21 protein-coding genes are annotated in these 26,236 nt (G+C 59.1%); 15 read left to right on the top strand and 6 right to left on the bottom strand.

The window, feature by feature from the left end; translation table 11 throughout:
* The first annotated feature begins 96 nt into the window (after window positions 1-96).
* From FFH90_RS19370 to FFH90_RS19385, 3 genes are all read left to right on the top strand, one after another.
* Entirely contained in the window at window positions 97-480 is a 384-nt protein-coding gene (locus tag FFH90_RS19370) for an SMI1/KNR4 family protein (protein ID WP_111454034.1), read from the top strand.
* Between the two features lie 377 nt (window positions 481-857).
* Window positions 858-1,205, top strand: a complete 348-nt coding sequence (locus tag FFH90_RS19375) for a DUF6124 family protein (RefSeq protein WP_111454035.1) — start codon at window positions 858-860, stop codon at window positions 1,203-1,205.
* A gap of 493 nt (window positions 1,206-1,698) precedes the next feature.
* A complete protein-coding gene (locus tag FFH90_RS19385; RefSeq protein ID WP_138867879.1) occupies window positions 1,699-3,585 on the top strand; it encodes an ATP-binding protein in 1,887 nt (628 codons plus the stop codon).
* A gap of 7 nt (window positions 3,586-3,592) precedes the next feature.
* Here the strand turns inward: FFH90_RS19385 and FFH90_RS19390 are convergent, their stop codons facing one another.
* From FFH90_RS19390 to FFH90_RS19415, 6 genes are all read right to left on the bottom strand, one after another.
* Window positions 3,593-4,411 carry a cyclase family protein gene (locus FFH90_RS19390; protein ID WP_138867880.1) on the bottom strand — a complete coding sequence of 273 codons (819 nt, stop codon included), beginning with the start codon at window positions 4,409-4,411 and terminating at the stop codon, window positions 3,593-3,595.
* Window positions 4,412-4,565: 154 nt separating this feature from the next.
* Window positions 4,566-5,240 (bottom strand): hypothetical protein, encoded by a 675-nt coding sequence (locus tag FFH90_RS19395; protein WP_138867881.1) that lies wholly within the window; start codon window positions 5,238-5,240, stop codon window positions 4,566-4,568.
* Between the two features lie 603 nt (window positions 5,241-5,843).
* On the bottom strand, window positions 5,844-6,914 hold the full coding sequence (locus FFH90_RS19400) for a lipocalin-like domain-containing protein (protein WP_138867882.1): 1,071 nt from the start codon (window positions 6,912-6,914) through the stop codon (window positions 5,844-5,846).
* Window positions 6,904-9,375, bottom strand: coding sequence for an FtsX-like permease family protein (locus FFH90_RS19405; protein WP_138867990.1), 2,472 nt, complete (start codon window positions 9,373-9,375; stop codon window positions 6,904-6,906). The genes FFH90_RS19400 and FFH90_RS19405 overlap by 11 nt, the downstream gene beginning before the upstream one ends.
* A 1-nt stretch (window position 9,376) precedes the next feature.
* Window positions 9,377-10,045: an ABC transporter ATP-binding protein gene (locus FFH90_RS19410; RefSeq protein ID WP_138867883.1), complete on the bottom strand. Its 669-nt coding sequence runs from the start codon at window positions 10,043-10,045 to the stop codon at window positions 9,377-9,379.
* A gap of 111 nt (window positions 10,046-10,156) precedes the next feature.
* Complete coding sequence (locus tag FFH90_RS19415) at window positions 10,157-11,854, bottom strand: sulfatase-like hydrolase/transferase (RefSeq protein ID WP_138867884.1); 1,698 nt, start codon at window positions 11,852-11,854, stop codon at window positions 10,157-10,159.
* Window positions 11,855-12,322: 468 nt separating this feature from the next.
* Between FFH90_RS19415 and FFH90_RS19420 the strand changes: the two genes are divergently transcribed.
* The 12 genes from FFH90_RS19420 to FFH90_RS19475 are packed head-to-tail and all read left to right on the top strand — an operon-like array spanning window position 12,323 to window position 26,211.
* The gene (locus tag FFH90_RS19420) at window positions 12,323-13,366 is read left to right on the top strand and encodes an NAD-dependent epimerase (protein ID WP_018925579.1); all 1,044 of its coding nucleotides are present in this window, start codon (window positions 12,323-12,325) and stop codon (window positions 13,364-13,366) included.
* 11 nt (window positions 13,367-13,377) lie between these two features.
* Entirely contained in the window at window positions 13,378-14,124 is a 747-nt protein-coding gene (locus FFH90_RS19425; protein ID WP_018925578.1) for a sugar transferase, read from the top strand.
* Entirely contained in the window at window positions 14,125-14,769 is a 645-nt protein-coding gene (locus FFH90_RS19430) for a CpsD/CapB family tyrosine-protein kinase (protein ID WP_064618731.1), read from the top strand.
* A 23-nt stretch (window positions 14,770-14,792) separates the two neighbouring features.
* Entirely contained in the window at window positions 14,793-15,821 is a 1,029-nt protein-coding gene (locus FFH90_RS19435; protein WP_064618733.1) for a polysaccharide biosynthesis/export family protein, read from the top strand.
* Window positions 15,822-15,838: 17 nt separating this feature from the next.
* The gene (locus tag FFH90_RS19440) at window positions 15,839-17,434 is read left to right on the top strand and encodes a Wzz/FepE/Etk N-terminal domain-containing protein (protein WP_064618735.1); all 1,596 of its coding nucleotides are present in this window, start codon (window positions 15,839-15,841) and stop codon (window positions 17,432-17,434) included.
* 32 nt (window positions 17,435-17,466) lie between these two features.
* Window positions 17,467-18,522 carry a glycosyltransferase family 4 protein gene (locus tag FFH90_RS19445; protein WP_138867991.1) on the top strand — a complete coding sequence of 352 codons (1,056 nt, stop codon included), beginning with the start codon at window positions 17,467-17,469 and terminating at the stop codon, window positions 18,520-18,522.
* On the top strand, window positions 18,519-19,886 hold the full coding sequence (locus FFH90_RS19450; RefSeq protein WP_138867885.1) for an O-antigen ligase: 1,368 nt from the start codon (window positions 18,519-18,521) through the stop codon (window positions 19,884-19,886). Before FFH90_RS19445 ends, FFH90_RS19450 begins: the two co-directional genes overlap by 4 nt.
* Window positions 19,883-20,851, top strand: coding sequence for a glycosyltransferase family 2 protein (locus tag FFH90_RS19455; protein WP_018925572.1), 969 nt, complete (start codon window positions 19,883-19,885; stop codon window positions 20,849-20,851). Before FFH90_RS19450 ends, FFH90_RS19455 begins: the two co-directional genes overlap by 4 nt.
* A complete protein-coding gene (locus FFH90_RS19460) occupies window positions 20,844-21,980 on the top strand; it encodes a glycosyltransferase (protein ID WP_064618739.1) in 1,137 nt (378 codons plus the stop codon). Before FFH90_RS19455 ends, FFH90_RS19460 begins: the two co-directional genes overlap by 8 nt.
* Before the next feature lie 12 nt (window positions 21,981-21,992).
* Complete coding sequence (locus tag FFH90_RS19465) at window positions 21,993-22,994, top strand: polysaccharide deacetylase family protein (protein WP_064618741.1); 1,002 nt, start codon at window positions 21,993-21,995, stop codon at window positions 22,992-22,994.
* On the top strand, window positions 22,991-24,295 hold the full coding sequence (locus FFH90_RS19470) for an oligosaccharide flippase family protein (RefSeq protein WP_138867886.1): 1,305 nt from the start codon (window positions 22,991-22,993) through the stop codon (window positions 24,293-24,295). Before FFH90_RS19465 ends, FFH90_RS19470 begins: the two co-directional genes overlap by 4 nt.
* On the top strand, window positions 24,292-26,211 hold the full coding sequence (locus tag FFH90_RS19475) for a hypothetical protein (protein WP_138867887.1): 1,920 nt from the start codon (window positions 24,292-24,294) through the stop codon (window positions 26,209-26,211). The genes FFH90_RS19470 and FFH90_RS19475 overlap by 4 nt, the downstream gene beginning before the upstream one ends.
* Window positions 26,212-26,236 lie beyond the last annotated feature (25 nt).

Here is a 26,236-nt window from a genome sequence, read left to right on the forward strand (position 1 = left end):
CATCCCTTTTTGATGTAAACCATCGAGCTAAGAGCTCCCCAGCGCTTTAAAAAGCGTCATATGATCCCATGAGCCGCAAAAACTGAGTGAACAAGAATGGATTTTTTTATAGACATAAAAAACACTCAGGATTTTTCATATCCAAAAAAATTTATAAACACTATAAGCCTGTCCCCTCCTATTGACATTGAACCTTGGTGGTTCATTACATTTGAGAAAGGTGATGTAAATAGCTGGTATCACACCCTAAAAAAACTCTACCCAAAAAGAGAGCTAATACCATTTGCAAAATTTAACGCCAATGATGACGTAGCCTGCTTCGATGGAAATGATAAGTCTGGCAATCCGAAAGTGTTGATCATCCACGCATATGCGTCAGAGGGCTGGGAATATCACGGAAGTTACAATGACTTTAACGAATGGCTAAACAAAGCAATTAAAACCCACCAAGAATGGGAGGAGGATGAAGCAGGAAATTAAAAAGTTTTATTTTCTAAGCGCTCATAAAGATATATCCATCCCATTCTGCTACCCAGTAGCACAGATGCACAACGTCCGAAGCTACACGTGACTGCCGATAAGGACATTGCACCAAAGCACTACATTGCTCCGACCCAAAAATTGCTTAACAGTCATGAAAAAATCAAAAAATATACCTCTGCGGTATACACGAATAAGCCTGACAAGAGCGTCGGACATTTCCTGCAAACCACAGCGATTTTACGAACTTGCGCGCACCCACCCTTACCGATAACCTTCGTCCGTCGTTGCAACCTCAGCGACCGGTTTTGACAGACCGAACACGATCAAGGCATGTAAATGCCGCTTTGCGGCTCCGTTGATTTAGGAGCTTCACGATGAAAAAGTTTCCACCCGAGTCTCTCGATCCCATTGAACTCAGCCAAGCAACCCAACGCGCCGTCAGCGCCCGCCTCCGCACCCCCAAAAATCCCGACCCCATCAGCCACGCTTTCACCCTTCTCCCCAACATCCGCACCGAAACCCTGCTAAGCCATGCCTGCGAAACCCTCGCTTCGCTCAACGTCCTGAACACCGACCTTGCCTGTGAACTCGAAGGCTCGCACCGCAGCCTGGCGCTATCGATTCAGCAATTGGCTGTACCGGGTAAGTTGTTGGTAAACCGGGTGCTGGACAACCTCGACCCACCCGGTGGGGCGTCCGACGCTCGGGAGGTTCAACCATGACTCGATACATGTCGATTACCGGCATCGACTGCACGATCCCTTCCCTCCCGATCGACACCGCAGCGCCTGTCGATGTGCTGCAGGACACGGCCGCATATCGCATTCGTTGTGTCACTCAACTGTTGGAAGAGAGCTGTCTCCGGGCGACGTGCTGGATGTGGTCGGGCGACGGTTACGGGCCCAGCCTTAATTCAGCCAATAAAAATGGGCGACTCCAGGGTCGCCCATTTTTATATCCGACGTTTAATATCATCCCTCAATTTTATACACAGAGCATTTGGCAAGAGGCTGCTAAAATTTCGCCCGCAAATTTCTTGATATAGGAGCAAAATTCTTCCAACTTCCACTATGGTGGGCTCTTCCGCAAAATCGCGACCTTCCCAAAAACCCAGAAAAACTGGCTACTCGGTCAAGTAACTTCCTCACTGATAAACAATGGTTTTCAACCAGTCTTCAATCTATGCTTGGGCTGACAGTATGGAGGCTGTGATGAATGTTCAAACTCAGACGGAAAACATGGGCTTTACTTTTGGTCTACATCGTAGGTGTCAGTGGCTATATCTACTACCTCTACGTCGAGACTCAGGGAATTCTCACTGACAACATTAATAACAAGCTGCTGCATGCCGCGCTGGGCGCGTCAGCCATCCTCGGCGACCGCTACCATGACAATCTGATCGACAAACAGTCGAAAACGGAAGCGCAAGACTGGGATACCATTCAGCGGCTTTCCAGATTCAACGAGTCCATGGGCACCGCCTTTGTCTACAGCGTGGTCAAACGCGATGGGGAAGCCTATCTGATCAGCTCCAGCGCCTCGAAAAAAGAGATTCAAGAGCAGAATTACGTACGCTTTTTCGATCCTTATCCAGATGCCAGTCAGGCCCTGCTCGACAGTTTTGAGCGTACCGAGCCCACCTGGATCGATTACTCGGATCACTGGGGAGACTTTCGCGCCGTCTTCGTCCCAATGAAATCCCAGGACGGGACGGTTTATGTGGCAGGTGCGGAGATGACGTTGGCGAACTACAACCAACAACTTAATCAGGACTCTCTGCACCATATCATCCTTGCCATTCTGGTATTTCTCGCCTTCAGTCTTTTGTTCGTGATCGACTTATTGCGCATGCGTGCTCATCTTCAGCAACTGCAAATAAACGAACAGGTATTGAGTCAGGCAAAAGATGCCGCCGAAGACGCGGATCGTTCCAAGACCCGTTTTTTAGCCACCATGAGTCATGAAATCCGCACCCCCATGTACGGTGTCATCGGTGCGACCGAGTTACTGGCCGGCTCCACCCTGAATCCCGAGCAAAGCGCTCTGGTCAATACGATTCATACCAGCGGACGAACCCTGCTGTCGCTTATCGACAACATTCTCGACCTGGCAAAGATCGAAGCGGGCAAACTTGAATTGAGGCCTCGTGTATTCGAAGTGAGAGCATTGGTTTCATCCAGTATTGAAATGATCCGGCAAAACACTCAGGGCAAACCAATCATCATTGAGGCTCAGGTATCACCGGATGTACCGCACTGGGTCAAAACCGATACCGATTGCCTTCGCCAGATACTGATCAACTTGTTGGGTAATGCGGTCAAGTTCACCGAAACCGGAACAGTATCGCTCGTGGTCAAAACGAGCGGTGACAGCCCTCGAGCCCGACTCGAGTTCTCCATACGCGATACCGGCATAGGTATCCCTTTGGCGCGGCAAGACAGCCTGTTCAAGCCCTTTGTTCAGTTCAAAGGGCCAGCCAGTCAACGCTTTACCGGAAGTGGGCTAGGTCTTTCAATTTGCAAGAATCTGGTCGAGGCGCAACAGGGGACTTTATCCTTTACCAGTCAGCCTGGTATCGGATCGACGTTTTCCTTCTCACTCCCCATGGAGCCTTTTTCCGTCTCGGAAATCCCCCTCGGGGACGATCATGCAGCGGTTGGTTTCGACTCATCTTTTGCCGGGGATTACCCGCTCGATATCCTGTTGGTGGAGAACCATCCCATTAGTCAGAAAGTTGCCTTGGCGATGTTACAGGCGTTGGGTTATACACCCGCCCTTGCGTCAGATGGTCTGGAGGCGATCAACGAGTGCATGACGTCGATTCCAGATATCATTTTCATGGATATCAATATGCCTGTTATGGATGGGCTGGCGGCCATCCGTAACATCCGCGAACTACCACTGGGCGATACGTGCTACATCGTTGCGTTCACCGCGAGCGCTTTTTCGAGCGAGATAGAACGTTTCAGGGCCGCCGGTGCCAATGACATTTTGACCAAACCGGCAAACTTCCAGGCCTTGACCCAAGTACTTCAGCGTGCAGCCAACTACCGGCGACAGCTCCAGGCCAGTACTCCGGTAGTGGATGCAATTTCAAGTTGAAATGGGCTCAGGGTACAAACGCCATTACGGAAACAGGAGAACCCGACCCCTCTTTGAGTCGAAGCACGCCAATGACCAGTGTCGTGCCTTTCGCAGGTAGCTGATCGAGATTAGTCAGGCACTCCAGGACAATGCCATCTTTGGCCAGAATCTGGCTGTTGGTGGCATAAACCGTATCCTGACCTGGATCAGCGCCATGTGTATCGATACCGACACCAGCGATTTGGCGTTCTTCAAGCAGAAACTGGGTCGTAGCAGCGCCCACACCGGGAAAGTGTGGGCCTTTCGCGTCTTCATTGATAAAGCGCTTGGGATCGTTCCACAAGGCTTGCCATCCCGTATAAAACAGCACAACAGAGCCTTGGGCGATGCGCCCATTAGCCTGTTCCCATTTTTCGATGTCCTGGACGCCAATCACATAATCCGGGTTATCCCGAGCCTGGGTTCGTATATCAATCACAACGGCCGGGCGCACCAGGGACTCTGGTTTATAGGCATCAATCCCGATGGCATTGGGGTGAAAACTATTGGGCGCGTTCATATGGGTAGCGCTGTGCTCGCCGATGCTGAAACGCCGCAGGTAATAACCGTCTTTTTCCTGTGAAGCCACCACGTCGAATGTCACTGGAGGGTCGTTAGGCCACAGTGGAATCGTCGTGCTAATGACATGGCTGAGGTCAATGACCTTTCGAAACTGAATACTCTGCATTCCTTTGACTTCCTTATCCTCTGCGAAACTTTTAGCGACGCCGACCGACAGCAAAGCGGCCAGTACGCCGATGGATACCCGTTTAAAACAGCTCTTGTTTTGCTTTGATTTCGCCATGACGATTGACTCCCCCGTCGATCAATAGAGAACTCCTGCCCTCGCGTCCAGCTGTGGGCCCTGCGATTCAGGTTTTTATTGGAGAGTATCAATATTGATCGTTTGGTGGGTGCCCATTTCTTCATGCCCGAAACATTTAATCATTGGCCCCGCGCTATCGGCCAAGCTCTGACTCATACGAATGCAGTGGCGGATTGAGTCCCAGCGTATGGTCCAGTTCGAAGGACTTGTGGATGAACTGTTGTGGGGTCATGACCGTATTGCGGCCATTGAACATTGCAACAACCATCGATGACATCCAGTCACCGCCACGAATCCTTCCCTTCCCCAACAACTGCATGTAGCGATGCAATTCGTGGGCGGGGACATAACCCAGTTGAGCGTCGGCTTTCAATTCGATAGGTTCAGCGGCCTCAGGCCCATACTGTTTCCCCCACAAATCCAGCTCAGACGGCTCCTGTTTGTTAAGTTTCCCATAAACGAACCAGTGTCCTTTAGCCCCTGGGCAATCTTCGGCCCCCAACACTCGCTGCCATGTCGAGTGGAACTCCTTCCCCTTGGCCTTCCCTTTGGCGTAATACTTCAGCACCTCATCGCTGATATTGCTTTCCTCTCTTTTGAACTCGATCAGACGCGCTTTCCCGTCACCCTCGAGATTCATCAGATCACCAAAAAATTTCTCGGCGCTCCCCGCGAGCGGAGCTGCACAGGAAGTTGCCGGCAAGATCCTTCGAACAAACGCATATTCAACGGTTTTTTCCCACCACATGGGCAGTTCGGGTTCGAGGGCTGCAACGTCGGTGTCGATCGCATCGGTTGTTGAGGACATGCAATGGTCTCCTGACCCGTTTCGAAATCCGCAACACCCTAATCGAGCGATCACTCAAATGCCATCCAGAAAACGGACCGGATTCGATCCAGCCAAAGGCAATTGTCAGTCAACTGACCTTTAACATAGGATCCTGGCCGTCACTTGTTGATTCGACGAAGTAACAAAAATGGGCGACCCCAAGGTCGCCCATTTTTATATCCGAAACTTTTAAACAGCACCTCCCAAAGAAGGTGTTCGCCCAGTGTAATGGCCTTGGCAATCCATGCACCGGTAAAGAGCCCTGACACCGGGCGAACGGGAAGGATTTTAATAGAATTTGGCAGATATGTCCTCGTATACAAACATGAAATTTATGCACGTAATATTTCGTAAGGCCCCGCTTACACAACGTCTACAAACTTCTTAAAATCACCAGTTCGACCATTAAAATTGATTGTTCTTATACAGCTATCCGCACAAGAACAATCAATACGTACAAGTAATGATCAGCTTGGGTGCCGGCTGGTCACTTTCAGCACATCGTTACAGGTCAGCACAACGCTCTGCCCTGCTTTCAGATCTTTCAATTTCACCAAATAGTGTCGCGCCGAGAACTCCAACTCAATACCCGGTCATCTCCAGATACCCCTGCCCCCCATGACTGCCGCTCAGCCGCACCGGCCCTTCCCAATAAGGAATGCGCAAGTCCATCCAGGCCTTGGGATTAAGGGCATCGATGGTGATTTCGAGGTGCTTGCCCGGGATGTTGATCGACCAGCGCACAGGCATCGAACGCCCGGCGACCTTGGCGGTGTCTTGCGGTGTGAGGCTGATATCGTCGGCGTGCAGCAACTGCGTCTGCCCCTGAGCGTCGATCCAGGTACCGGTGAGGTATGGCGCGCCGTCCTTTTGCCGCATGCGGTAGAGCATCACTTGCTCACCGCTGTCCAGGTGCAGGGAGAACCAGTCCCAACCGGTCTGATTGGCGGTCAGCGGTTGGCTGCTCCACTCGCGGTCGAGCCAGGCCGGGCCGTTGACCGTGTAGGTTTTGCCGTCGATTTCGAGGGTGCCGCTGGCCTGGAAAAAAGGCTGACTGTAGTAGTACGAAGCCTGGCCTTGTTCGGATTTCTGGCTGAAGCCTTTGTCTCCCTGAAGTACCAATGGCCGGCTTGACGTCAGTCGAAGCTGGTAGCTGAACGCCTTGTCGCGGGCGCTGAGTTGCAGGTCTGCCAGCGGGTTTTCGTCGGTGGCCTGACTGCTGAAACGCCAGTCATCGATCCATGCATTGAACGGCTTAAGGGTCACTCCGGCCTGGCCGACACCGCCTCGGGCATAGCGTTCGGCGGCATGGTGTGCGGTGGCGGATGTCACGGCCGCGTGGCCCAGCCAGATAGTCTGATTGGCCCAGCCAGGTTGCTCGGGCGTCGCTTTCAAGGCGCTGCGAAACAGCGTCCATTGCGCGCCGAACTCGCGCCCCTGATCGTCCTTGAGGTTGGCGGTGACGTACCACCATTCGATGCGAAAGCCATCGTGGGCGCCGTGGTCCGCCGGGAAACTGAATTCTCGCCCGGGCACCACCGGGGTAAATGCGGAGGCCTGATGGCCGAGGCCGGCGAAGCCTTTTTCCGGCGCAGGCGTGTTGTCGCAGCCGCTCAGCAACGCCAGCAGCAACACGCAGATCTTAATCTTCATGAGCAAACGTCCGCAGCAGATCCGCCGGTTGCGTGCGATACAGCGAGTACAACGGCCACGCCGACGCGAGCAACGTGGCGAGCAAGGCCAGGCCCATCAACTGCAACAGTTGCAGCGGAAACACCCGTAGCGGCAAGCGCCAGCCGAAGGCCTGCACGTTGATCACCGTGTCCAGGCACCACGCCAATGCGATGCCCAACGGCAATGCCAGCACCAACGTCAGCACCGCGAGTAACCAGGTCTGCCCGAGGTTGAGCAGCATCAACTGTCGCCGCGTCACGCCCAGCGCCCACAACGGTGCGAGTTGTCCGAGGCGACTCTGGCTCTGGGTCAGCAGGCTGATGAACAGCGCCACACCCGCAACACAAAGGGTCAGGCTGTTGAGTGCGGCGGTGGCGGCGAAGGTGCGCTCGAACACTTGCGTGGACCACCCCTTGAGCCGGGCCTGATCGACGATGCGGCTGTCGTCCAGGGCGAAGCGCGCTTGCAGCGCGTTCAGGAACACGGGAATCGACGCGGGCTCGATGCGCAGGTTGAAACGGCTGGGCGTCAGCTGCGGCCAGCCGCGCAGCAGGTGATTGATGTTGACCAGCAGATGGCCCTTGGGATTGCCGTAGTCGGCGTAGATCCCGACGATCCGTGGCGACCATGGACCGTTGGGCGTGGCAATGGTCACGTGATCACCCAGGCGCACCTTCAACCGCCGGGCCAGCTGTTCGCTGAGCATCAGCGCGTCGTCCTTGGCCAGTCGTTCCCAAGGGTCGTCGCCCAAGGCCTCCAGCAACGGCCAGTGCTGGCGATAGGTCGGGTGATCGATTACGCCGAAGACATCCGCCGGCCAGCCCTGTAACTGAATCGACACTTGCCAGTTGGGTAGCACCGCGCTGACTTGGGGTTGTTGTTTGAGCCATGTGTAAAGCTCTCGGGCCTGGGCCGGATTTTGCGGATTGACATACAACTCGGCGGTCAGGCGTTGTTCGAGCCAGTTGTTGAAGGTCTGGCGGAAACCGGCGGTCATGCTGCCGGCACCGATGTTCGCCGCCAGCGCCAATAACAGCGCCATCAAGGCCAGGCTCAGGGCCGGCAACTGCTGACGGCAGTCGGCGACAAACCATTGGCCGAGCACCGAGCGACTGCGCCGCAGCACCCGGTTGAGCACACTGTTCAACACCACCGGCAAGGCCAGTGCGGCGCCGATCAACAACGCGGCCATCAGCACGAAACCACTGCTCAGGCTGTCGCCGAACATCAACGCCAACACCGCGATCAGCGCAGCCATCGCCGCGACCCAACCCTGGCGCCGCAACCAGCGCGCGTGGGCCTGATGCCAGGCTTGCGGATCGGCCAGCGCCAGCAACGGCAAACGCGCCGCTCGCAGCAAACTGTTGGCACCGGCCAGCAACGCGCCGAGCAGGCTCAGACCGATGCCGCTGAACCACCATAGCGGGCTGAGGCTCAACTGTCCCGGCACTTCGGCGCCGTACAAGCCGCGCAAACTGGCGGCGACGTCCGGCAACAGCACGCCGGCCAGCAGGTAGCCGCTGACCACGCCAGCGACACCACCGATCAACGCCAGACCACCCAGCTCGACGGCGAGGCCGGCAATCAACATTCGCGCACTGACGCCACAGGCGCGCAGGGTTCTGAGCAAGCCTCGACGTTGCTCCAACGCCAGGCCGATCGCCGCGTGGACGATGAACAGGCCAACCACGAACGACAGAAAGCCCAAGGCGTCGAGGTTCAGATGGAAGCTCTCGGTCAGGCGTGCAAGATTGTTTTCTTCGCCGCTGCTGATGAGCTGGAGTTGTCCCTTGAACTGATCAGGCAGGGTCGCGGTGAAATCCTTGGGCAGCAACAGACGTGACAGTTGATCGGGCAATTGCAGAATCTGCTGGGCGAAGCCGATGTCCACCAGCAACACACCGGGGGCCATGTCGGGTTGGGCACGCAGTGGCGGCAAGGCGACGCCGCTCTCGGCCGTCGGTGTTTCACCTTCGTGCAAGCCCAACGCCTGCAAGGTCTGCGGCGAAATCCAGGTGCTGCCCGGCGCCGTGAAGAACTCGACGACCTGCTCGATCGGCAACGATCGGCCGGCCACTGCGGAACCGGCCGGCAGCGACACCGGTTCAATGCCCATCAACTGCAAGCGCTGGTCTTCATGGCCCTTGAGCGTCACCCGGCCTCGCAACACCGGTGATACCGGCCAACCCGCGCGACGCAAGTCGATAAACAATTGCTGAGGGAACACCCCGCCGCCGGGCGCGCTGAGGCTGGCTTGAGGTTCGCCACCGATCAACTGACTGGCCCGCGCGTAGCTTTCCCGTGCCTGACTGTTCAGCGCTTGCACGCCGGTCAGCAGGCTGGTGGCGAGCCAGAGCCCGGTCAGCACACTGAAAAATTGCACCGGATGTTGCCGCCAATGGCTGAGCAGCGCCCGCAATGTCTCGCGAAAAACCCGCACTTCAGCGCTCGTCCGCGCCAGCCAGACGGCCATTGTGCAGCACCACTTTTTCCGACAGCCGCGCGGCGACTCTGGGGCTGTGGGTGACCATCAACAACGTCGTCGGGCTGTCGTCGAGCAGCTCCAGCAGCAACTTCAACACCTCATCGCTGGTGGCTTCATCGAGGCTGCCGGTGGGTTCGTCGGCCAGCAGCAGTTTCGGTTGCGAGGCCAGCGCCCTGCCAAGCGCAACTCGTTGCTGTTGCCCGCCAGACAGTTGTTCCGGATAGCGCTGCAACAGATCCACCAACCCAAGACGCTGCACCAGATGCGCTTGCCAGCGCGGATCGTGGCGCCCGGCCAGACGCGCCTGAAACGCTAGATTGTCCTCGACCCGCAAACTGCCGATCAGGTTGAACTGCTGAAACACCAGGCCGATTTCGGTGCGCCGCCAGTGGGCCAATTGGCCTTCGTTCATCTGTTCCAGCCGATGCTCGCCACTGCGAATGCTGCCGCGATCGACCTTGTCCAGGCCGGCGATCAGGTGCAGCAAGGTGCTTTTGCCACTGCCCGACTCGCCCATCAACGCCAGGCTGCTGCCGGGCTTCAACGTGAGGTCGACGCCTTGTAATACCGGCAAAGGGCCTTGAGGGGTGACGTAGCTTTTGAAGACGCCCTGGACCGAAAGCATGAGAGGAGGCTCGTTGAAGGCAGTGGGCCTAGGATAGCGGACGGCAGCAGGACCGCGTTATCGTTTATCGCGAGCCTGCTCGCGATAAGGCCAGGCCATTTCATCAAAATCTCACTGCCCCACCGCCACACTCGGCACCACCGGCCCCGGCGTCACAATGCTCTTCAGATCGATGTACTTCCACGCAGGCATAGCGCCGAGCCGCGCATTGAAGCGATAGTTGAAAGTGAAGTCATCCGCCGTCGACACGCTCAACGGTTTGCCATACACCGCCTCGATCCCCGCCAGGTCATAGCCCATCAACTGCAACAACGTCGGGAAGATGTTGTAGTGACTGGAGCGGTCCTTGTTGGCCGGCAACTGCGCCTGCCAGTCCATCGTCTTCAAATCGCTGCCCGAGATCACCACCAACGGCACCAACCCTTCTTCCTCCACCGGGTCACTGCCACAGTGGGTGTTGAGCCCCGGGTTACCGCGCTCATGCAGATCCTGCCCGTGGTCCGAGGTGTAGATCATCAGCGCATTACGCATATCCGCCTGGGCGAAAACCCGTGAGAAGAACTCGCCGACATTCCACAGCACCGTGTTTTTGTAGGCATTGCGGTACAACACCCAATCGTTCGGCTGCCCATTGAAACCCTCGCGCGTGCCCGTGTCCGCCACCTCGACAAACTGCCCCCGAGGCAAGGTCGGGCGATACGCCATAAACGCGTCCGGGTATTTGTCGTGTACCGGGAAATGCGCGCCAACCTTGTTGATCACCACCAGCTCCGGTATGCCGTCGTTGAGCAGATCGATCAGCTTGGCCGCGGCAGCCATGTCTCGCTCACGCACGCTGGTCTGGTCGAATTGCACGAACTCGTCGATGTCCTGCTTCTCGGCATTGCTCATCAGGTTCTGCAAGTTGCCGCCCGTGCGCTGGGCATCGATGTAAACCGTGCGCAGCCCGGCTTTTTTCGCGTACTGCCAGATCGACGGCAGTGTGGTGTTGATCCGCATGTAATCGCCACGGGTGCCGCCATAGCGCAACGTGACGTTGGTGTCGGCGCTGCAATTGGCGATGGACGCGGCGTAGCCGTAATTGAAGATGTCCACGCCCGGGTGTGCTTCCTTGAGGTTGCTGTGCACACCGAATGGCGTGTTGATGTCCAGGTAATTACCGGAAATGCTCTCGTCGATGATCAGTACGATGTCGTAACCCACCGGCCGATCGATGCGCGCCAGGCTCACCGGCTCGCGCGGGCCGACAACGTTGTGCAACGCTTCATAGGTAAACAGATTCAGATAGGCCAACGGCGTGTACATGATCGGCAAGCCACGGGCGCCCTCGCCGGCCCGCACGAACAGCACGACACTGAGCAGCAGCACGCCGAGCACCGGTGCCGCCACCAACAGCGGTCCCGGCAATGGTAGCCGTCGACGCGGCTTGAGCCCGATACCCAACAGCAGCAACAAGCCACTGACCGTCGCACTGATGATCGCATCGCGGTACTGGTAAGCCGCTTCCTGAATGAACCCACCGGAATACACCAGCGACACAAAGCTGCTGTAGGTCAGGTAACTGGCGGTCACGTGCGTATACACGTCAAAGAAAATCGCCGAGCCAAACAGCGCCAACGCAAACAAATGACGGACCAGTGTCTGACGAATATAGGCGGTCATGAACAGCGCGATCGTCAGCACAACGAACATCCCGCCATACAGCAACATCGGCAAACCGATGCCCAATGCCTCGAGACGATCGAGGTAATAGTCGTAGCTTTTGAGTAAATACAGAACCAGCAACAGTTCCTTGAAGTATCGGATCATGGTGGATGCAGTACCTCCATGGCTGCCATTGGCAAATGGAAACCAATGATTATCAGCCATTTTCTGACACTAGCACCGAGCCATGAAAGCGCAAGAAATGCCGGTTTTTTGCCAAAAGCGTCAAAAAAACATTAACTCAAATCTGACGCTTCAAAACGCCTGTAACCCTTGTAATACAAGCCTTTCGACCGTTTATCGTTTTCTTGAAACCCCTCAAAACCGCGACAAATCCAGCAACGGCAAGCACTTGATACCAAATAGCCCATGAAATCAGGGTTTCCAGCCCGCGCTACCCGTCATTTTGCTGACACGCTTTCCCAAGGCTGGGCTATACCCCTTTTGACAGTCTCATTTCAGTTACATCCACCGTCTTACGAGGCACGCCAATATGGACGTGAACGTATTTGGTACGTGTTGCGTCGGCCTCATCCAAGCTGCGGCATTGGCAGCTCCAGAGGCGCCACGATCATGAAGATACTCGTCACTGGAGCCGCCGGCTTCATTGGTGCCCATTGTGTGTTGCGGCTGTTGAGCGACGGGCATCAGGTGTGCGGGCTGGACAACTTCAATGACTACTACGACCCGCAACTCAAACATGACCGCGTGGATTGGGTACGCGAGCAGGTCGGCGATTTCCCCCTCGCGAAAGTCGACCTGGCCGATGCCGAGGCCCTCGACGCACTGTTTGAGTGTGAACAACCGCAAGTGGTGATTCACCTCGCGGCGCAGGCCGGGGTGCGTTACTCCCTGGAAAATCCTCGGGCCTACCTCGACAGCAATCTGAGCGGGTTCCTCAACATTCTCGAAAGCTGCCGTCACCACCCGGTCAGGCACTTGATCTATGCCTCGTCCAGTTCGGTGTACGGCGCCAACCAGCACACGCCATATTCAGTCAAAGACAACGTCGACCATCCGTTGTCGCTGTACGCCGCGACCAAAAAAGCCAACGAGTCGATGGCCCACAGCTACAGCCATCTGTTCGGCATTCCTTGCACCGGTTTGCGTTTTTTCACCGTGTACGGCCCCTGGGGCCGGCCCGACATGTCGCCGATCCAGTTCGCCCGGGCGATTGCCGAAGGGCAGCCGTTGAAGCTGTTCAACTACGGCCAGCACCAGCGGGATTTCACCTACATCGACGACATCATCGAGAGCATCGCCCGCCTGGTCGAGCGCGCGCCGCAGCCGGCACCGGACTGGAGCCGCGAGCAACCGGACCCGGCCAGCAGCATGGCGCCATGGCGCATTTACAACATTGGCGGACAGCAGCCGGTAGCGCTCAAGGACTACCTGGCACTGCTGGAAAAGCACCTGGGGCAAAAGGCCCTCGTCGAGTTGCTGCCCCTGCAACCGGGCGACGTGCTCAACACCTGCGCCGATGCCAGCGATCTGGCACTGGCCACCGGTTTCCAGCCACGGATAGAGCTGGATGAAGGACTCGGACGATTCATCGCCTGGTTCCGTGACTACTACCCACTGCGTAGCGCCCACTCGCCATTCATGGCCGGGCTTTAGCGGAGGACTCTATGACTGGACATGAAAAAGGCATGTTGCTCGATCACATGCAGCATGATAATCGCCTGGATCCCGAGCACCGGATGCGCCTCGACAAGGCGATCCACGTGCAGGGTCACGGCTGGGTGACCGGCCGCAACGGCGGTCGGCCCTGGACCCTGTCGCGCACCAATCGGGTGCTCGCCTGCCTCGGTGCACTGGTGATCTTGCTGTTGATTTCCCCGGTACTGCTGGGGCTGGCACTGGCGATCAAGTTCAGCAGCCCGGGGCCGGTGATGTTCGTGCAACAACGCACCGGCTACCGCGGCCGCATGTTCGGCATGTACAAGTTCCGCACCATGGTGGCCAACGCCGAGGAGCTCAAGGAGTCCCTGCGGCATCTGAACAAGCACGGCGCCGACGCCATCGACTTCAAGATCGACAACGACCCGCGGATTACGCCCATCGGCAGCTTCCTGCGGCGCAGCAGCCTCGATGAATTACCCAACCTGATCAATGTGGTGAGCGGCGACATGCGCCTGGTAGGTCCACGACCCACCTCGTTCAATGCCCGTCGTTACAAGGACAGCCACCTTGCACGCCTGAGCATCTACCCCGGCATGACCGGTCTGTGGCAGATCTCCGGGCGCAGCAATATCGACTTCGACCAGCGCGTTGAGTTGGACCTCACGTACATCGCCGAGCAGAGCCTGTTGCTTGATCTGAAGATTCTGTTGAAAACCCCCTTCATCGTGTTCAACGGCCACGGAGCGAGTTAAATGGACGGTTCATCGAATAACAGCCTGACCATCGCCAGCCCGAGCGAGTCCAACCTGACCTCGACCGTGCTCGACCTGGATCTGCGGATCCTTTTTCTGACCGCTGCCAACGCAGGCACGGGCACCACCACCAGTGCCCTGGCGCTGGCCACCCAATTGGCGTCAATGAGCAGCGGCCAAGTGCTGCTGGTGGACGCCAGCCAGTCGGCGAGCAACCTCACGCATCAGCTGGGGTTGAGCAAAGAGCGCGGCTTTCGCGATCTGCTGTTCAACGACTCCCCGCCGCTGCTGCAGGACTGCCTGGTGACCGTCTCCAGCCTGCCCTTCCACATCCTGCCGAACGGGCGGCACATCCGCGGCACCGAGCACCTGACCCGCGAACAACTGAGCCCGTTGCTCGAGCAACTGGGCGATCGGTATCGCTTCGTAGTGATCGACGGCGATGCGGTGTATGAGGCCGTCGACACTCTGGTCATCAGCACTTTGGTGGACGGCGTGATCATGGTGGTGCGCGCGGAAGACACCCGCTGGGAAGTGGCCCAGGCCGCGGCCCAGCGCCTGACCCAGGCCGGCGCGAAACTGGTGGGCAGCGTCTTCAACCGGCGCAAGTACTACATGCCCAAATGGCTCTACAAAAACCTGTAAGCACCCACCTGAAGGATGAAGTCATGAATGCCAAAGTGCTTGTCCTGCTGTTGCTACCGCTTGCAGGTTGCTCCAGCACCAGTGAAACCCAGAACATGCCGGTGCAGATCCTCACGGCCGAGCCGGCCAACGCCCAGGCCACCGATATGCCCAAGGTCGAACAGACCTTGCGGCCCAAGGACGTGCTGGACGTGATCTTCCACGTCAGCACCAGTGGCTCGGAGGCTTACCGCATTCAGTCCGGCGACCAGGTCGCGCTGAACTTCACCGCAGCCAGCCAGCTCAACGGCACGCAACTGGTGCTGCCCGATGGCACCATCGAACTGCCGGGGGCCAACACCTCAGTGAAAATCGCCGGGATGACCTCGGTCCAGGCCCGGGAGGAAATCCAGCGCGCCTATAACCGCAAAGCCCTGTTCCAGCCCAATCGCAACCAGTTGACCGTGCAGGTCACCAGCCCGCTGAGCAACGAGCAAAACCTCAAGAGCGCCTTGAACCACCCCGCTACCGGCATGAGCCGGGAGATCACCGTGGGCAACGACGGCTATGCGAGTTTTCCGGAAATCGGCTCCGTGCCGCTGCAAGGCATGACCGTCAACCAGCTCGAAACGTTCCTCAATCAACGCTACGCGCAATTGCCGGGACGGATGACAGTCGACGTCATGCTCAAATCCACGTCGGGCAACGAAATCTATGTGCTGGGTGAAGTCGGGCAGCCGGGCTCCTACCCGATTCGCCGCCCGGTCTCGGTGCTCGAAGCGTTGACCCTGGCCCGTGGCACCAGCATCAAGGCCCGGCTCGACTCGGTGGTGATCATGCGCCGTAACGGCAACCAGGTGCAGGCTGTGCACTACGACGTGGAGAAAGCCTTGTCCGGTGACGCGTCGCAGATTGCTTACCTGCAACCGGACGACATGCTCTACGTGCCCAAGACCAAACTGGCCAGCGCCGGTGAGCTCGCACGGCAACTGGCGGACGTGGTGCTGTTTCAGGGGGTGGGCTTCAGTTTCGCCTACCGCGTCGACAACAAAGGCAGCAACGGCAGTAACTAACTCTCAGGTGACCCATCATGAACCCAAAGGAAAACTACCTGCATGAGTTCTTCAGGATCTTCTTCGCCAACAAGCGGTTGGTGAAGCGAATCTTCCTGATCTTTGCAGTGATCGCCCTGCTCCTGCCGCTGGTGCTCAAACAGAGCTTCGATATCACCGCGCAGGTGCTCGTGCAGTCCAAAAAACTCTCTCAGGGCGACGCCACCACATCCCTGACCCAAGGCGACGCCTCTTTCATTCCGCCATCACTGGCGGATATGGAAACCGAGAGCAATATCCTGCGCTCGCCGGCCCTGATCCGTCAGACCATCAGTGACCTTCAGGCCAAAGGCGAATACACGCCCAACCCCGGGGCCTTCAACAAACTGGTGACCGTACCGATCCAGCGTTTCGTGACCAACCCCTTGCGTGAATACGTGATCAACCCGGTGCGCGGCGCGCTCGGGCTTGCAATCGATCCGGTGCGGGACACCTCCCTGGATACCTTCACCCAGGAGGCCATCGATAACCTGAAGATCGACACCCTGCCCGGCTCCAACGTGATCTCCATTATCTACAGCTCAAGCGATCCGGCCCAAGGCACCCGGTTTGTCGCAACGATGTTGCAAAACTACCTGGCCAGCCGTCAGGAACTGCAATCGATCGATCTGCCACAGAGCTTCTACGAAACCAAGAAGAAGCAGTATCAGGTGCGGCTCGATGGCCTGGAAGGCACTCGACTGGCGCTGCTCGAAAAGATCGGTGCGTCCGATCCGAAGGAAGAAATCACCTTCCGCCTCAACGCCATCAACACCGAGGAAGAGAACCTGAACCAGTATCAGGATCGCTTGCTGCAAAGCCAGCGCTGGCTCGACTACCTGAAAACCGCGCTGGCGGCGGCCAACAATACCTCTCGGCTCAACGACTACACCTTCCCCTTCACCTTCACCACCACGGTGGACAACATTGCCTTCGAAGACCGGGAGATCCGGCAGATCGGTGAGCAGCTGACGACTCAAGTCAGTCGCTACATGAATGACCTGGCGGTGTTCCAGCCGGGCAGCGAACCGATGCTGCTGGCCCGTGAGCAAATTACCCGCACCCGTCAGCAGTTCCTGAAAATCGTCAGCAACCGGATTCAGGAACGCACCAGCGACCTGGCGATTGTCACCTCGGTGATCAACCAGAAAACCGCGCGCATCGCCGAGTTCAAGAACCGTATCCACCAGTTGCAAGTGGCGCAGAGCAAGTTGCAGCAGATGGATACCGAGATCAATGCCTTGCACGCGGCGTTCTCCACCTACGCCCAGCGCTTTGCCGAAAGCAGCACCGCCCGCGCGCTGGACAGCGATTTGTCCAACGCCCGGGTGCTCAGCCCGCCGTTCGAACCGACCGAGGTGGCGTTTCCCAAACCGCTGCTGATCATTCCGTTCGGCATGCTGACCGGTCTGCTGCTGGCGATTGCCTTCGTCTACGTGCGTGAGTTCTTCGATCACAGCTTCAAACATCCAGCGCAAATCACCCATGAACTGGGCTTGCCGGTGCTGTTGGTGATCAACGATCAGGACGTCCTGCCGAACAACCCGCACAAGAACTGGACCGTGCCTAGCTTCATGTATTGGGTGCGCCATTGAACGGGCCGCTCAACGCCAGCGCGCTGCCGATCATGCATTTGATCAGCAGCGGCGGCTTTTATGGCGCTGAGCGGATGTTGCTGGACCATTGCCTGGCGACGCCAGGGCACCACCAGGTGCTGTTTCTGGATGCGCCGCCGGCCCTGATCGACCGGTTCCGCGAGGCCGGGGTCGATTGCCGTGCTTTCGCGGGACTGGGGCAATTGCTGGGTCATTTACGTTATCGGCGGGCTGAACATCCGCTGATCAATACGCACAATTTCAAAGGCCTGGTGTTTGGCTGGGTCGGCGCGACATTGTTCGACTTGCCTTTGGTGATTACCCAGCACGGTTTCACCCCGCGCAGTCGCAAGCAACGCTTCTACGGCTGGCTGAGCCTGCAACTGTGCCGCACCGCGTCGGTGAATCGGGTGGTGTGCGTGGCCGAAAGCATCGCAGCGCTGCACCGCAAGGCCAGTGTTCGGAAGGAGAAGCTGCAAGTGATTCCCAATGGTCTGCCAACCGCCAACGGCTTGCTGCCCCACAACGCCAGACACCCACGCTGGCTGGCGGGCTACGTCGGTCGGCTGACCCATGAAAAAGGCCCGGACCTGTTTCTCGATGCGCTGATTGCGCTGTGTCAGCGACATCCGCAACTGGACGCGGTGATGCTCGGCGATGGCCCGGAACGGGAAACCCTGCTGGCGCGAATTGCCGCCGCCGGCTTGCACAACCGCATCACCCTGCCGGGTTACCAGACCGACATGAACCGCTGGTGGCCGCAACTCGATGCGCTGGTGATCAGCTCGCGCACCGAGGGCACGCCGATGATTTTGCTCGAAGCAATGCAGGCCGGAGTGCCGGTGGTGGCGTTCAGCGTCGGCGGAATTCCCGATGTGCTGGAGGATCGGCACAACGGTCTGCTGGCGCCCCCCACCGACAGCGTCGCCCTCGCCCGGCAGCTCGACACGCTACTGAGTGAGCCGGCACTGGCTCGCGAACTGATCGACAACGCAAGACGTACGCAACAGGACCGTTACGACCTGAAGGCCTTGGCCGAACGCTGGTCGCAGCTTTATATCCGTACTGCACGGGAGGCACGCGCGTGATCTTTCCGCTCTCGATCGTCAGTCTGCTCGCCCTGGTCTGCCTCGGTTTGCTGGCCAGCCCTTACCCCTATCTGGCGCCCGGCGCGGTACTGGGCATGGTCGCTGTCGGTGTGCTCTACCGAAAACCCGCCTGGGGGTTATTGGGCATCGCGGCGCTGGTGCCGTTCGAAGGTTTCTTCAAGGGCAACGCGCTGTCGGGCACCAAATTCATCGGTGCGTCACTGGCACTGGTCCTGATGTTGCAACTGGCCATTCACCAGATTCCGTCCGAGCGCCTGCGCAGCAACATCTGGCGCTACCTGATCGGATTCATGGTGTTGTACGGGTTGAGTATGATCAATACCGACAGCATGGACATGTCCCAAAGTCATCTACGGGATTTGAGCGTCGGCCTGGTGCTGTTTGTGATCACCTTGCTGATTGGCCGTGATTTGAACCTCGATCTGTTCGCCCGGCTGGTGACCCTCAGCGTCGCCGCAACCTCTGTGCTGGCCATGTTCTCCACCAAGTATCAGGACCAGGGCCGCGCCGCCGGGCTGCTGGAAGACGCGAACTCGTTTGCCCTGCTGATCGCCTTCGCCGTGCCGTTGGCCCTGCTGCTGGTGATCCGCGGCCCGAACCTGTTGCACCGATTGTTCTGGGGCGGCTGCTGCATTTTGCTGCTGGGCGGCATGACCAAAACCGATTCCCGTTCCGGGCTGGTGGTCCTGTTCCTGAGCTTGATGATCGGCGCCTGGCACTACCGCGCGCAGTTGCCACGCATCCGGCCGCGCCACTTGGGTTTTGCCATGCTCAGCCTTGCGCTCGTGATCCCGGTGGGGATTTATTCGATGCCGGCCGGTTACCTCAAGCGCATCCAGTCCTTGAGCGTCTTGAAAGAAGGCGCCAAAAGCCAGGACGAATCCCTCGGCCGCCGCACGTCATACCTTGTGGTCGGCAGCCAGATCATTCGTGAACACCCGTTACTCGGCTCCGGCCCCGGCACCTTCCCGCTGCACTACGCCACCTCCGGTTACGCCAAGGTGTTTTCCGCCAACCGCAAACCCGGCGACTTGTACCGCCGTGCTCACAACACCTACATGGAAATCTTCAGTGAACTGGGGATTCCCGCCGGGTTGTTGTTCGTCGGCATGCTCGGCCTTGGGATGTACAACCTGGTCCGCGCCCGTCGAGCCTGGATGCTGCGACGGGATTGGGAACAGGCCGACCTGATCACCCACCTGGGCATCAGTTATCTGTCGTTGACACTGTTTTTGATGTTCCTCAGCGCACCGAATCACAAGTACCTGTGGATCATGCTCGCCCTGACCTGGGTGTTGCGCCTCAAGGCTGAAGAACGTCCGCCGACGGAGGCCAGGGCATGAACCGCATCAGCATTGCCATCCCGATGTACAACGAGGCCAGACACATCGGCCGCACCTTGCTTGCCGCGAAAAAAGCCGCGCAGGCTGCCGGGATGGAATGCGAGCTGATTGTGGTCGATAACGGCTCCAACGATCAGGGCCCGCACATCGCTCGCCAGCTCGGGGCGCAGGTGCTGGTGCTGCCCGGGCTGCTGATCGGCGCCCTGCGCAATCGCGGGGCGGCGATGGCGACAGGCGAATGGCTGGGCTTCATCGATGCCGATATCGAGATGCCCGAGGACTGGCTCACGCTGTTGTTGAGCATCCAACACGCGGTTCAGGTCGACGTCCTGGGACTGGACCTGCACACCCCGGCCGAAGCCCCGTGGTATGCCAATGCCTGGCAACGCCGCACGTTGCGCCCGAACGATGAAACCATGAAAGCAGTGCGATGGCTGCCCAGTTCCAACCTGTTGATGCGTCGTCCATGGTTCGACAAGGTCGGCGGCTTCAACGAAAACCTGCGCACCGGCGAAGACAAAGATTTCACCATGCGCCTTTCCCACTCTGGCGCACGCCTGCTGGCCGTCAACCAGAGCGTTGCCCTGCATTGGGGTTACGAGAGCAGTTGGCGCGAATGGATGGGCAAGGAGTTCTGGCGTCAGGGCAGTCACCTGCAATTACTGCGCAGCCACGGCATGAATCTGCGTTTACTGCGTTTCCCGATGCTGTCGATCATCGCCTGGGTGTTGGATTTCATGGCGCTATCCGCCCTGCTCAACGGTTTCCCCCTACTGGCGCTATTCATGCTGTTCGTCACCAGCCTGCCAGCGCTCGCCCAAAGTCTGCGCCAGAGCCTGATACACCGCGACCTGCGCCTGATGCTGCAACTCTGGGGCCTGCATTGGGTGCGTCTGCACCTGGCGGGTGCCGCGCTCATCCTGAGCCTTTGTCGCTGGAATGCCAGGAGACCCGCCCGTGGCTGAATTCATTTTCTGGTGGTGCCTGTTATTGCCGGTGTACGCCTGGCTCGGCTACCCGCTGCTGCTGACGCTGCTCGCGCCGTTATTTCCCGCGCGGCGTCATGGGCCGGCACAGCCGATGAACGTGAGCATCGTCATCGCCGCGCACAACGAGGCCCAGTACATCGAAGAAAAGTTGCGCATCCTGCTCGCCCAGGATTATCAGGCGCGCTCGCTACAGATCATTCTGGCCAGCGACGGCTCCACCGACGACACCGTGGCCTGCGCCCGCAAGGTCATCGACCCGCGCATCAGCGTGCTCGACCTGCCCCGTCAGGGCAAGGCAGCCACCTTGAATGCCGCCGTTGCCCTGAGCACGGGCGAGATTCTGGTGTTCACCGATGCCGACAACCAATGGTCGACCGACACCCTCGGCCAATTGCTCGCGCCCCTGGCCGATCCACAGGTCGGGGCCTGCGCCGGGCACATGTTGATCCCGGTGGCGGGCCAGGGCCTGAGCCTGGGCGACAGCCTTTATCGGCACTACGAAGGTTGGCTGCGCATGGTGGAAAATCGTACCGGCTGCATGGTCTCCGCCGACGGCGCCCTGCTCGCCCTGCGTCGCGAGTTGTTCCAGAACGTGCCGTCGGAGGTCAACGATGATTTCTTTATCAGTACCTGCGCGCCGGTGGCGCACAAACGCATTGTCTATGTGCCCACAGCCCGGGTGATCGACCAGGGCGTCGATGAGATCGACAAACAATGGCGCCGTCGTCTGCGCGTCACCGTCGGTGGTTTGCAGAGCCTGGCCCAGCGCCGGGAACTGTTGAACCCATGGCGCCATGGCTTGTATGCGATTGCGCTGATCAGCCACAAACTGATTCGACGCCTGGCACCGATCCTGTTACTGCCGTTGTTGCTGAGCAACTTCTGGCTGTGGAACGTCCATGGCTTCTATCGCCTGAGCCTGATCGCGCAACTGCTCGGTTATGCGGTGGCCATCGCCGGCCTGCTGGATGTGCAACACCGTTTGCCCAAACCCTTTCGCCTCGCCGGCTTCTTTCTGGTGACCCTTGCCGGGATGAGTATCGGTCTGTGGCAGTTCCTGCGTGGACAGCGGTACGCGCAGTGGAACCCCGAGCAAAATCGTTGACAGGACCGCGCCATGGCGATCAGACAATTATTAAAACGCACCAGTGGCTGGCTCTATCTCAACTCGCCGGTAGGCCGCCACCAACTGCACGGTGCCGGGGTGATCCTGATGCTGCACCGGGTGCTGCCCAATGACCGTGCCGCCGACCTGCCTCATCGAAATGAACTGTGCGTGGGGCCGAAGGCCTTTGCCCATCTGCTGCTCTGGTTGAAAAAACACTTCGACTGCGTGCCGCTGATGGAAATTCTGCAACCCGGCACCGCCATGTCGGAGCGCCCCAAAGTCGCACTGACCTTCGACGATGGCTGGCGCGACAACGCGCTGAATGCCTTTCCGTTGTTGAAAAGGTATCAGATGCCGGCGAGTATTTTTCTCTCCACCGATTTCATCGGCAGCCGGCAACGCTTCTGGTGGGAAAGCCTGGGGGAAACCCTGTGGCACAGCCATGGTGAAAAAGCCCGGACGCACTTGATTGAATGCCTGCGACAGATCGGGCGACCGTTACCGGTGCTGCTCGATGACCTGGATGTGCAGCGCCGTAGCCTGGCGCTTTTGCATTTTCTGCAAAGCCTGAAAAACCTGCCGCCGGGCGAACTGAACCGGCTCACCAATCAATGCCCTGAAGAGTCGTTGCCCCAGGCCCTGGACTGGCATCAAGTGCGCGCGCTGGAAGCCAGCGGGTTGATCCGCTTTGGCCCTCACGGCGCCAGCCACACGCTACTCACCGAGCTTGACGATCAACACCTGGATGAAGAATTGAGCCGCAGCCGCAATGCACTGTTGAACGGCTGCATCCGGCCGCTGCCGGTCTATTGCTACCCCAATGGCGACCACGATGCGCGGGTGCGCGAGCATGTGGCCGACCACGACTTTGCGTTTGCCCTGGGCACCGCCAGCGGGATTTACCGTGGCGTCGAAGATCCATTGGCCTTACCACGGATCGGCATCAGCCAGCGCACGGCACGCAACCCGGAGTTGCTGTCGTGGCGCATCTACCGCGGAGCCCGGCCATGAGTCGCAGCCACTACCTCAAACACCTGGCCCTGAGCATGGGCACCAAACTGGCGATGATCGGCCTGCGCCTGCTGCGTAACGTGTTGCTGGCGCGGATTCTGGGGCCCAGCGAGCGCGGCCTGTTTGCGCTGCTCAGTACCCTGCCCGACTTGATCAGCGCAGCCACCAGCGGCGGGCTGAATTCGGCGGTGGGTTACCAGGCGGCCAAGCAACGGCCCATGGGTTTGCTGCTGAGTCAGGTGCTGGTATTCGGTTGCCTGCTGGCGGGTTTGCTGACGTTGCTGGTGGTGGCGCTGACCCGCGAGTTCGGCAGCGAACTCGACATCACCACACAACTGGGATTGCTCGCCTGGCTGTTGCTGCTGGCGGTGCCGTTGACCGTGCTCAAGAGCGGCCTGCTGACCTTGCACAACGCGTCGGGCGGTGTGGTGGCGTTCAATGCCTTGCGGCTGGTGGAGTCGCTGGCGCCACTGCTGCTGTTTATCGCCTTGTTCTGGATGTGGAAAGACGCCGCGCTGGAAGCGGCGCTGATCAGTTGGCTGGCCGGCATCAGCCTGGTGGTGCTGGCTGGCTGGGTCTGGCTCAACCGTGCGCAACCCTTGACGTTGCAATGGGACCGCGCCAGCCAGAAAGAACTGTTGCGCTACAGCGCCCGTAGCCATCCCGATTTGTTGTTCCAGCAAGTCATTCTGCGCTCCGACTACCTGTTCATCGGTGCCTTGCTCGGCAGTACGGCATTGGGTCATTACGCCATGGCCAGCGCTGCCGCCGAGTTGCTGCTGATCGTCCCGGAAGCGGTGACCACACCCCTGATGAAACGCCTGCTGCAACAGGACGAAGGCATGGATCGCCTGACGCCGTTGGCCTTGCGCCTGACCGCCACGGTGATGCTCGGTGCCTGCCTGACCATGGCCGTGATCGGGCAATGGCTGATCGTCACCCTGTTCGGCATTGCCTATCAACCGGCCTACCCTGCCTTGCTGGCGCTGCTGCCGGGGCTGCTCGGTCTTTGCTATGCGAGCATCCTGCGCCTGGACTTGCTGGGCAAAAATCGACCCGGCACGGTTTCGCTGCTGGTGGGCCTCGGCGCGCTGCTGAACCTGGCCCTGAACCTGTTGCTGATCCCGCTGTATGGCATCGTCGGTGCTGCGGCGGCATCGTCCATCGCCTACCTGGCGGTGACCGTCGCGCTGCTGGTGATGTACTGCCGGTTGAGCGGCGTACCCTTCTGGCAAACCCTGATCATCCTGCCCAGCGATGTGGCACCGATGCTTCAGATACTGCAACGGAAATCAGCATGAAACCCCTGGTGCTGCTGTTGAGCCTGGGCCTTGGTTTGAGTGCTCAGGCGGCGCCCATGCGCTGGACCGACATTCGCGACGGCAGCCTGTACCTGCAAGCGGATCGCCCCGACACGTTGACCATCCAGTGGGTCCCGGCATGGCAGGCCGATGCCAACGAAGAACACCTGTACCTGCTCGACGGCAACGGCAACCTGAAGGGTGATCGCCTGATCGCCGCCAGTGAAACCCGCGGCAAGCAGAGCTGGCCGCTGGCGCCGGGTGCCGCCAGTTATCGACTGGAAATTCCGGGCTACAGTTTCCGCCGCTACACCGTCGAACACGACGAACGCACCGTGGCATTGTTCGCCCCGGCCAAGGTGCATTTCAGCGCCGAAACCCGTGGCGGCGATGAGCTGTATTTCAAAGTCGCACCGGGGGAACACGCCGTGCTGGCCGGCAAGTTTCACGGTGGCGTCGGCGCCCTGCAGGCGCAGCGTGTGGGTGATAACAAACAAGTGTCGCTGATACTCAAGCCCTATCGCGCCTATTGGCAATTCGATCAGCTCGAACTGCCCGTCACCCAGGACGAACAAGTCTGGCGCCTGCGCCTGCAAGGCAGCGGCAAGGTCGCGTTCTGGCTCGATGGCACGGCAAACCTGTTCGCCCAGAACCCGCAGCAACTCAAGCCGCTGCGCGAGGACGCAGGCCAGACCCGGCTGACCCTGCATAAAGAGACGCTCGGCCCGACCCCGAACCTGGGCATTTATTTGCCCTACGTGCTGCCGCCGCAATCCAGTTTCGCGGCGCTCGACGCCCTCAAGCCTCAGGCGGGTTCCTACTACAGTTTCGTCGACGTCACGGCGCAAAATCCGCACCACGAAGACGCGTTCCGCCAGCTCTATCAGAACCGCTTCGGCATTACGCAGGACATCACGCTGTTGGCCGGCAGCCAGCGTCAGGCCGATCTGCGCGCCGACACCGTGAGCAACGCCGGCCTCGACGCCTGGCTCACCGCCACCCGCGCCCTCGGTGGCCGCGGCACTCACTACATCGCGTTCGCCGACGAGCCGAATCTCAACTACTCGAGCTACGCCAACTACCAGGCGATCTTCAACAGCATGGCCCGGCAAGTGCGCAGCGATCCGGCCAACGCCAAGGCCGGCATTCGCATTGCCATGCCCGCCAGTTCACGCTTCGTCAACGGCCCGTTCACCGACGATGCTGCCGACAAGCGCGGTATCGACTGGGCACGGCGCCTGCTGGCTGAGTCCGGCGAGCAGATCGACGCCCTCGCCTGGCACGAATGGATGGTTCGCGACCTGCTGGCAACCCGGGTCTACCGCGACAGCGTGCGCCGCGCCGCCGAGCTGGTTGGCCTCGATGCCAAGGGCCGGCCACGCAAGGCCTTGCTGCTGGACCAGACCAACCTGTCCAGCGGCTCAAGCCTGAGCCCCTACGATCAGGAAACCCATTTCGCTTCGCTGTGGTGGGCCTCGGTGGTCATCAACTCGGCGCAGGACGGCTTGCTGGACATGCTCAACTGGTTCCAGGCCGCCGACGAACCGAACTACCCCAAAGGCATGGTGCGGGTGCTGGGCGGCGATCGTTTCGAGCTCAAACCGGTGGGCCTGGCCCAACAATTCATCCGGCAGCACTGGCTGAAAAACGTCATGCGCCTGGACAACGACGCCTTCGAAGTCGACGTGCTGGCGATGGCCACCGAACACCAACGCAGCCTGTTGGGCGTCAATAAGGGCGCGCGCTTGCAGCGTGTCGATCTGGCCGGGGCGACCTGCCCGCTGACCAAGGGAGCGCTGGTGTATTTCGGTGCCGACAGCCGCAGTCGCGAAGGCAAATTCAACTGTCAGGACGGTCGCGTCAGCTTCGACCTGCCAGGGCAAACCCTGTTCGCCCTGAGCTGGAGCGCCTCATGAACGTCCATGAGTTATGCGGCGGTCT

It is taken from the genome of Pseudomonas sp. ATCC 43928 (assembly GCF_005938665.2).
In the GTDB taxonomy this organism is placed as follows: Bacteria; Pseudomonadota; Gammaproteobacteria; order Pseudomonadales; family Pseudomonadaceae; genus Aquipseudomonas.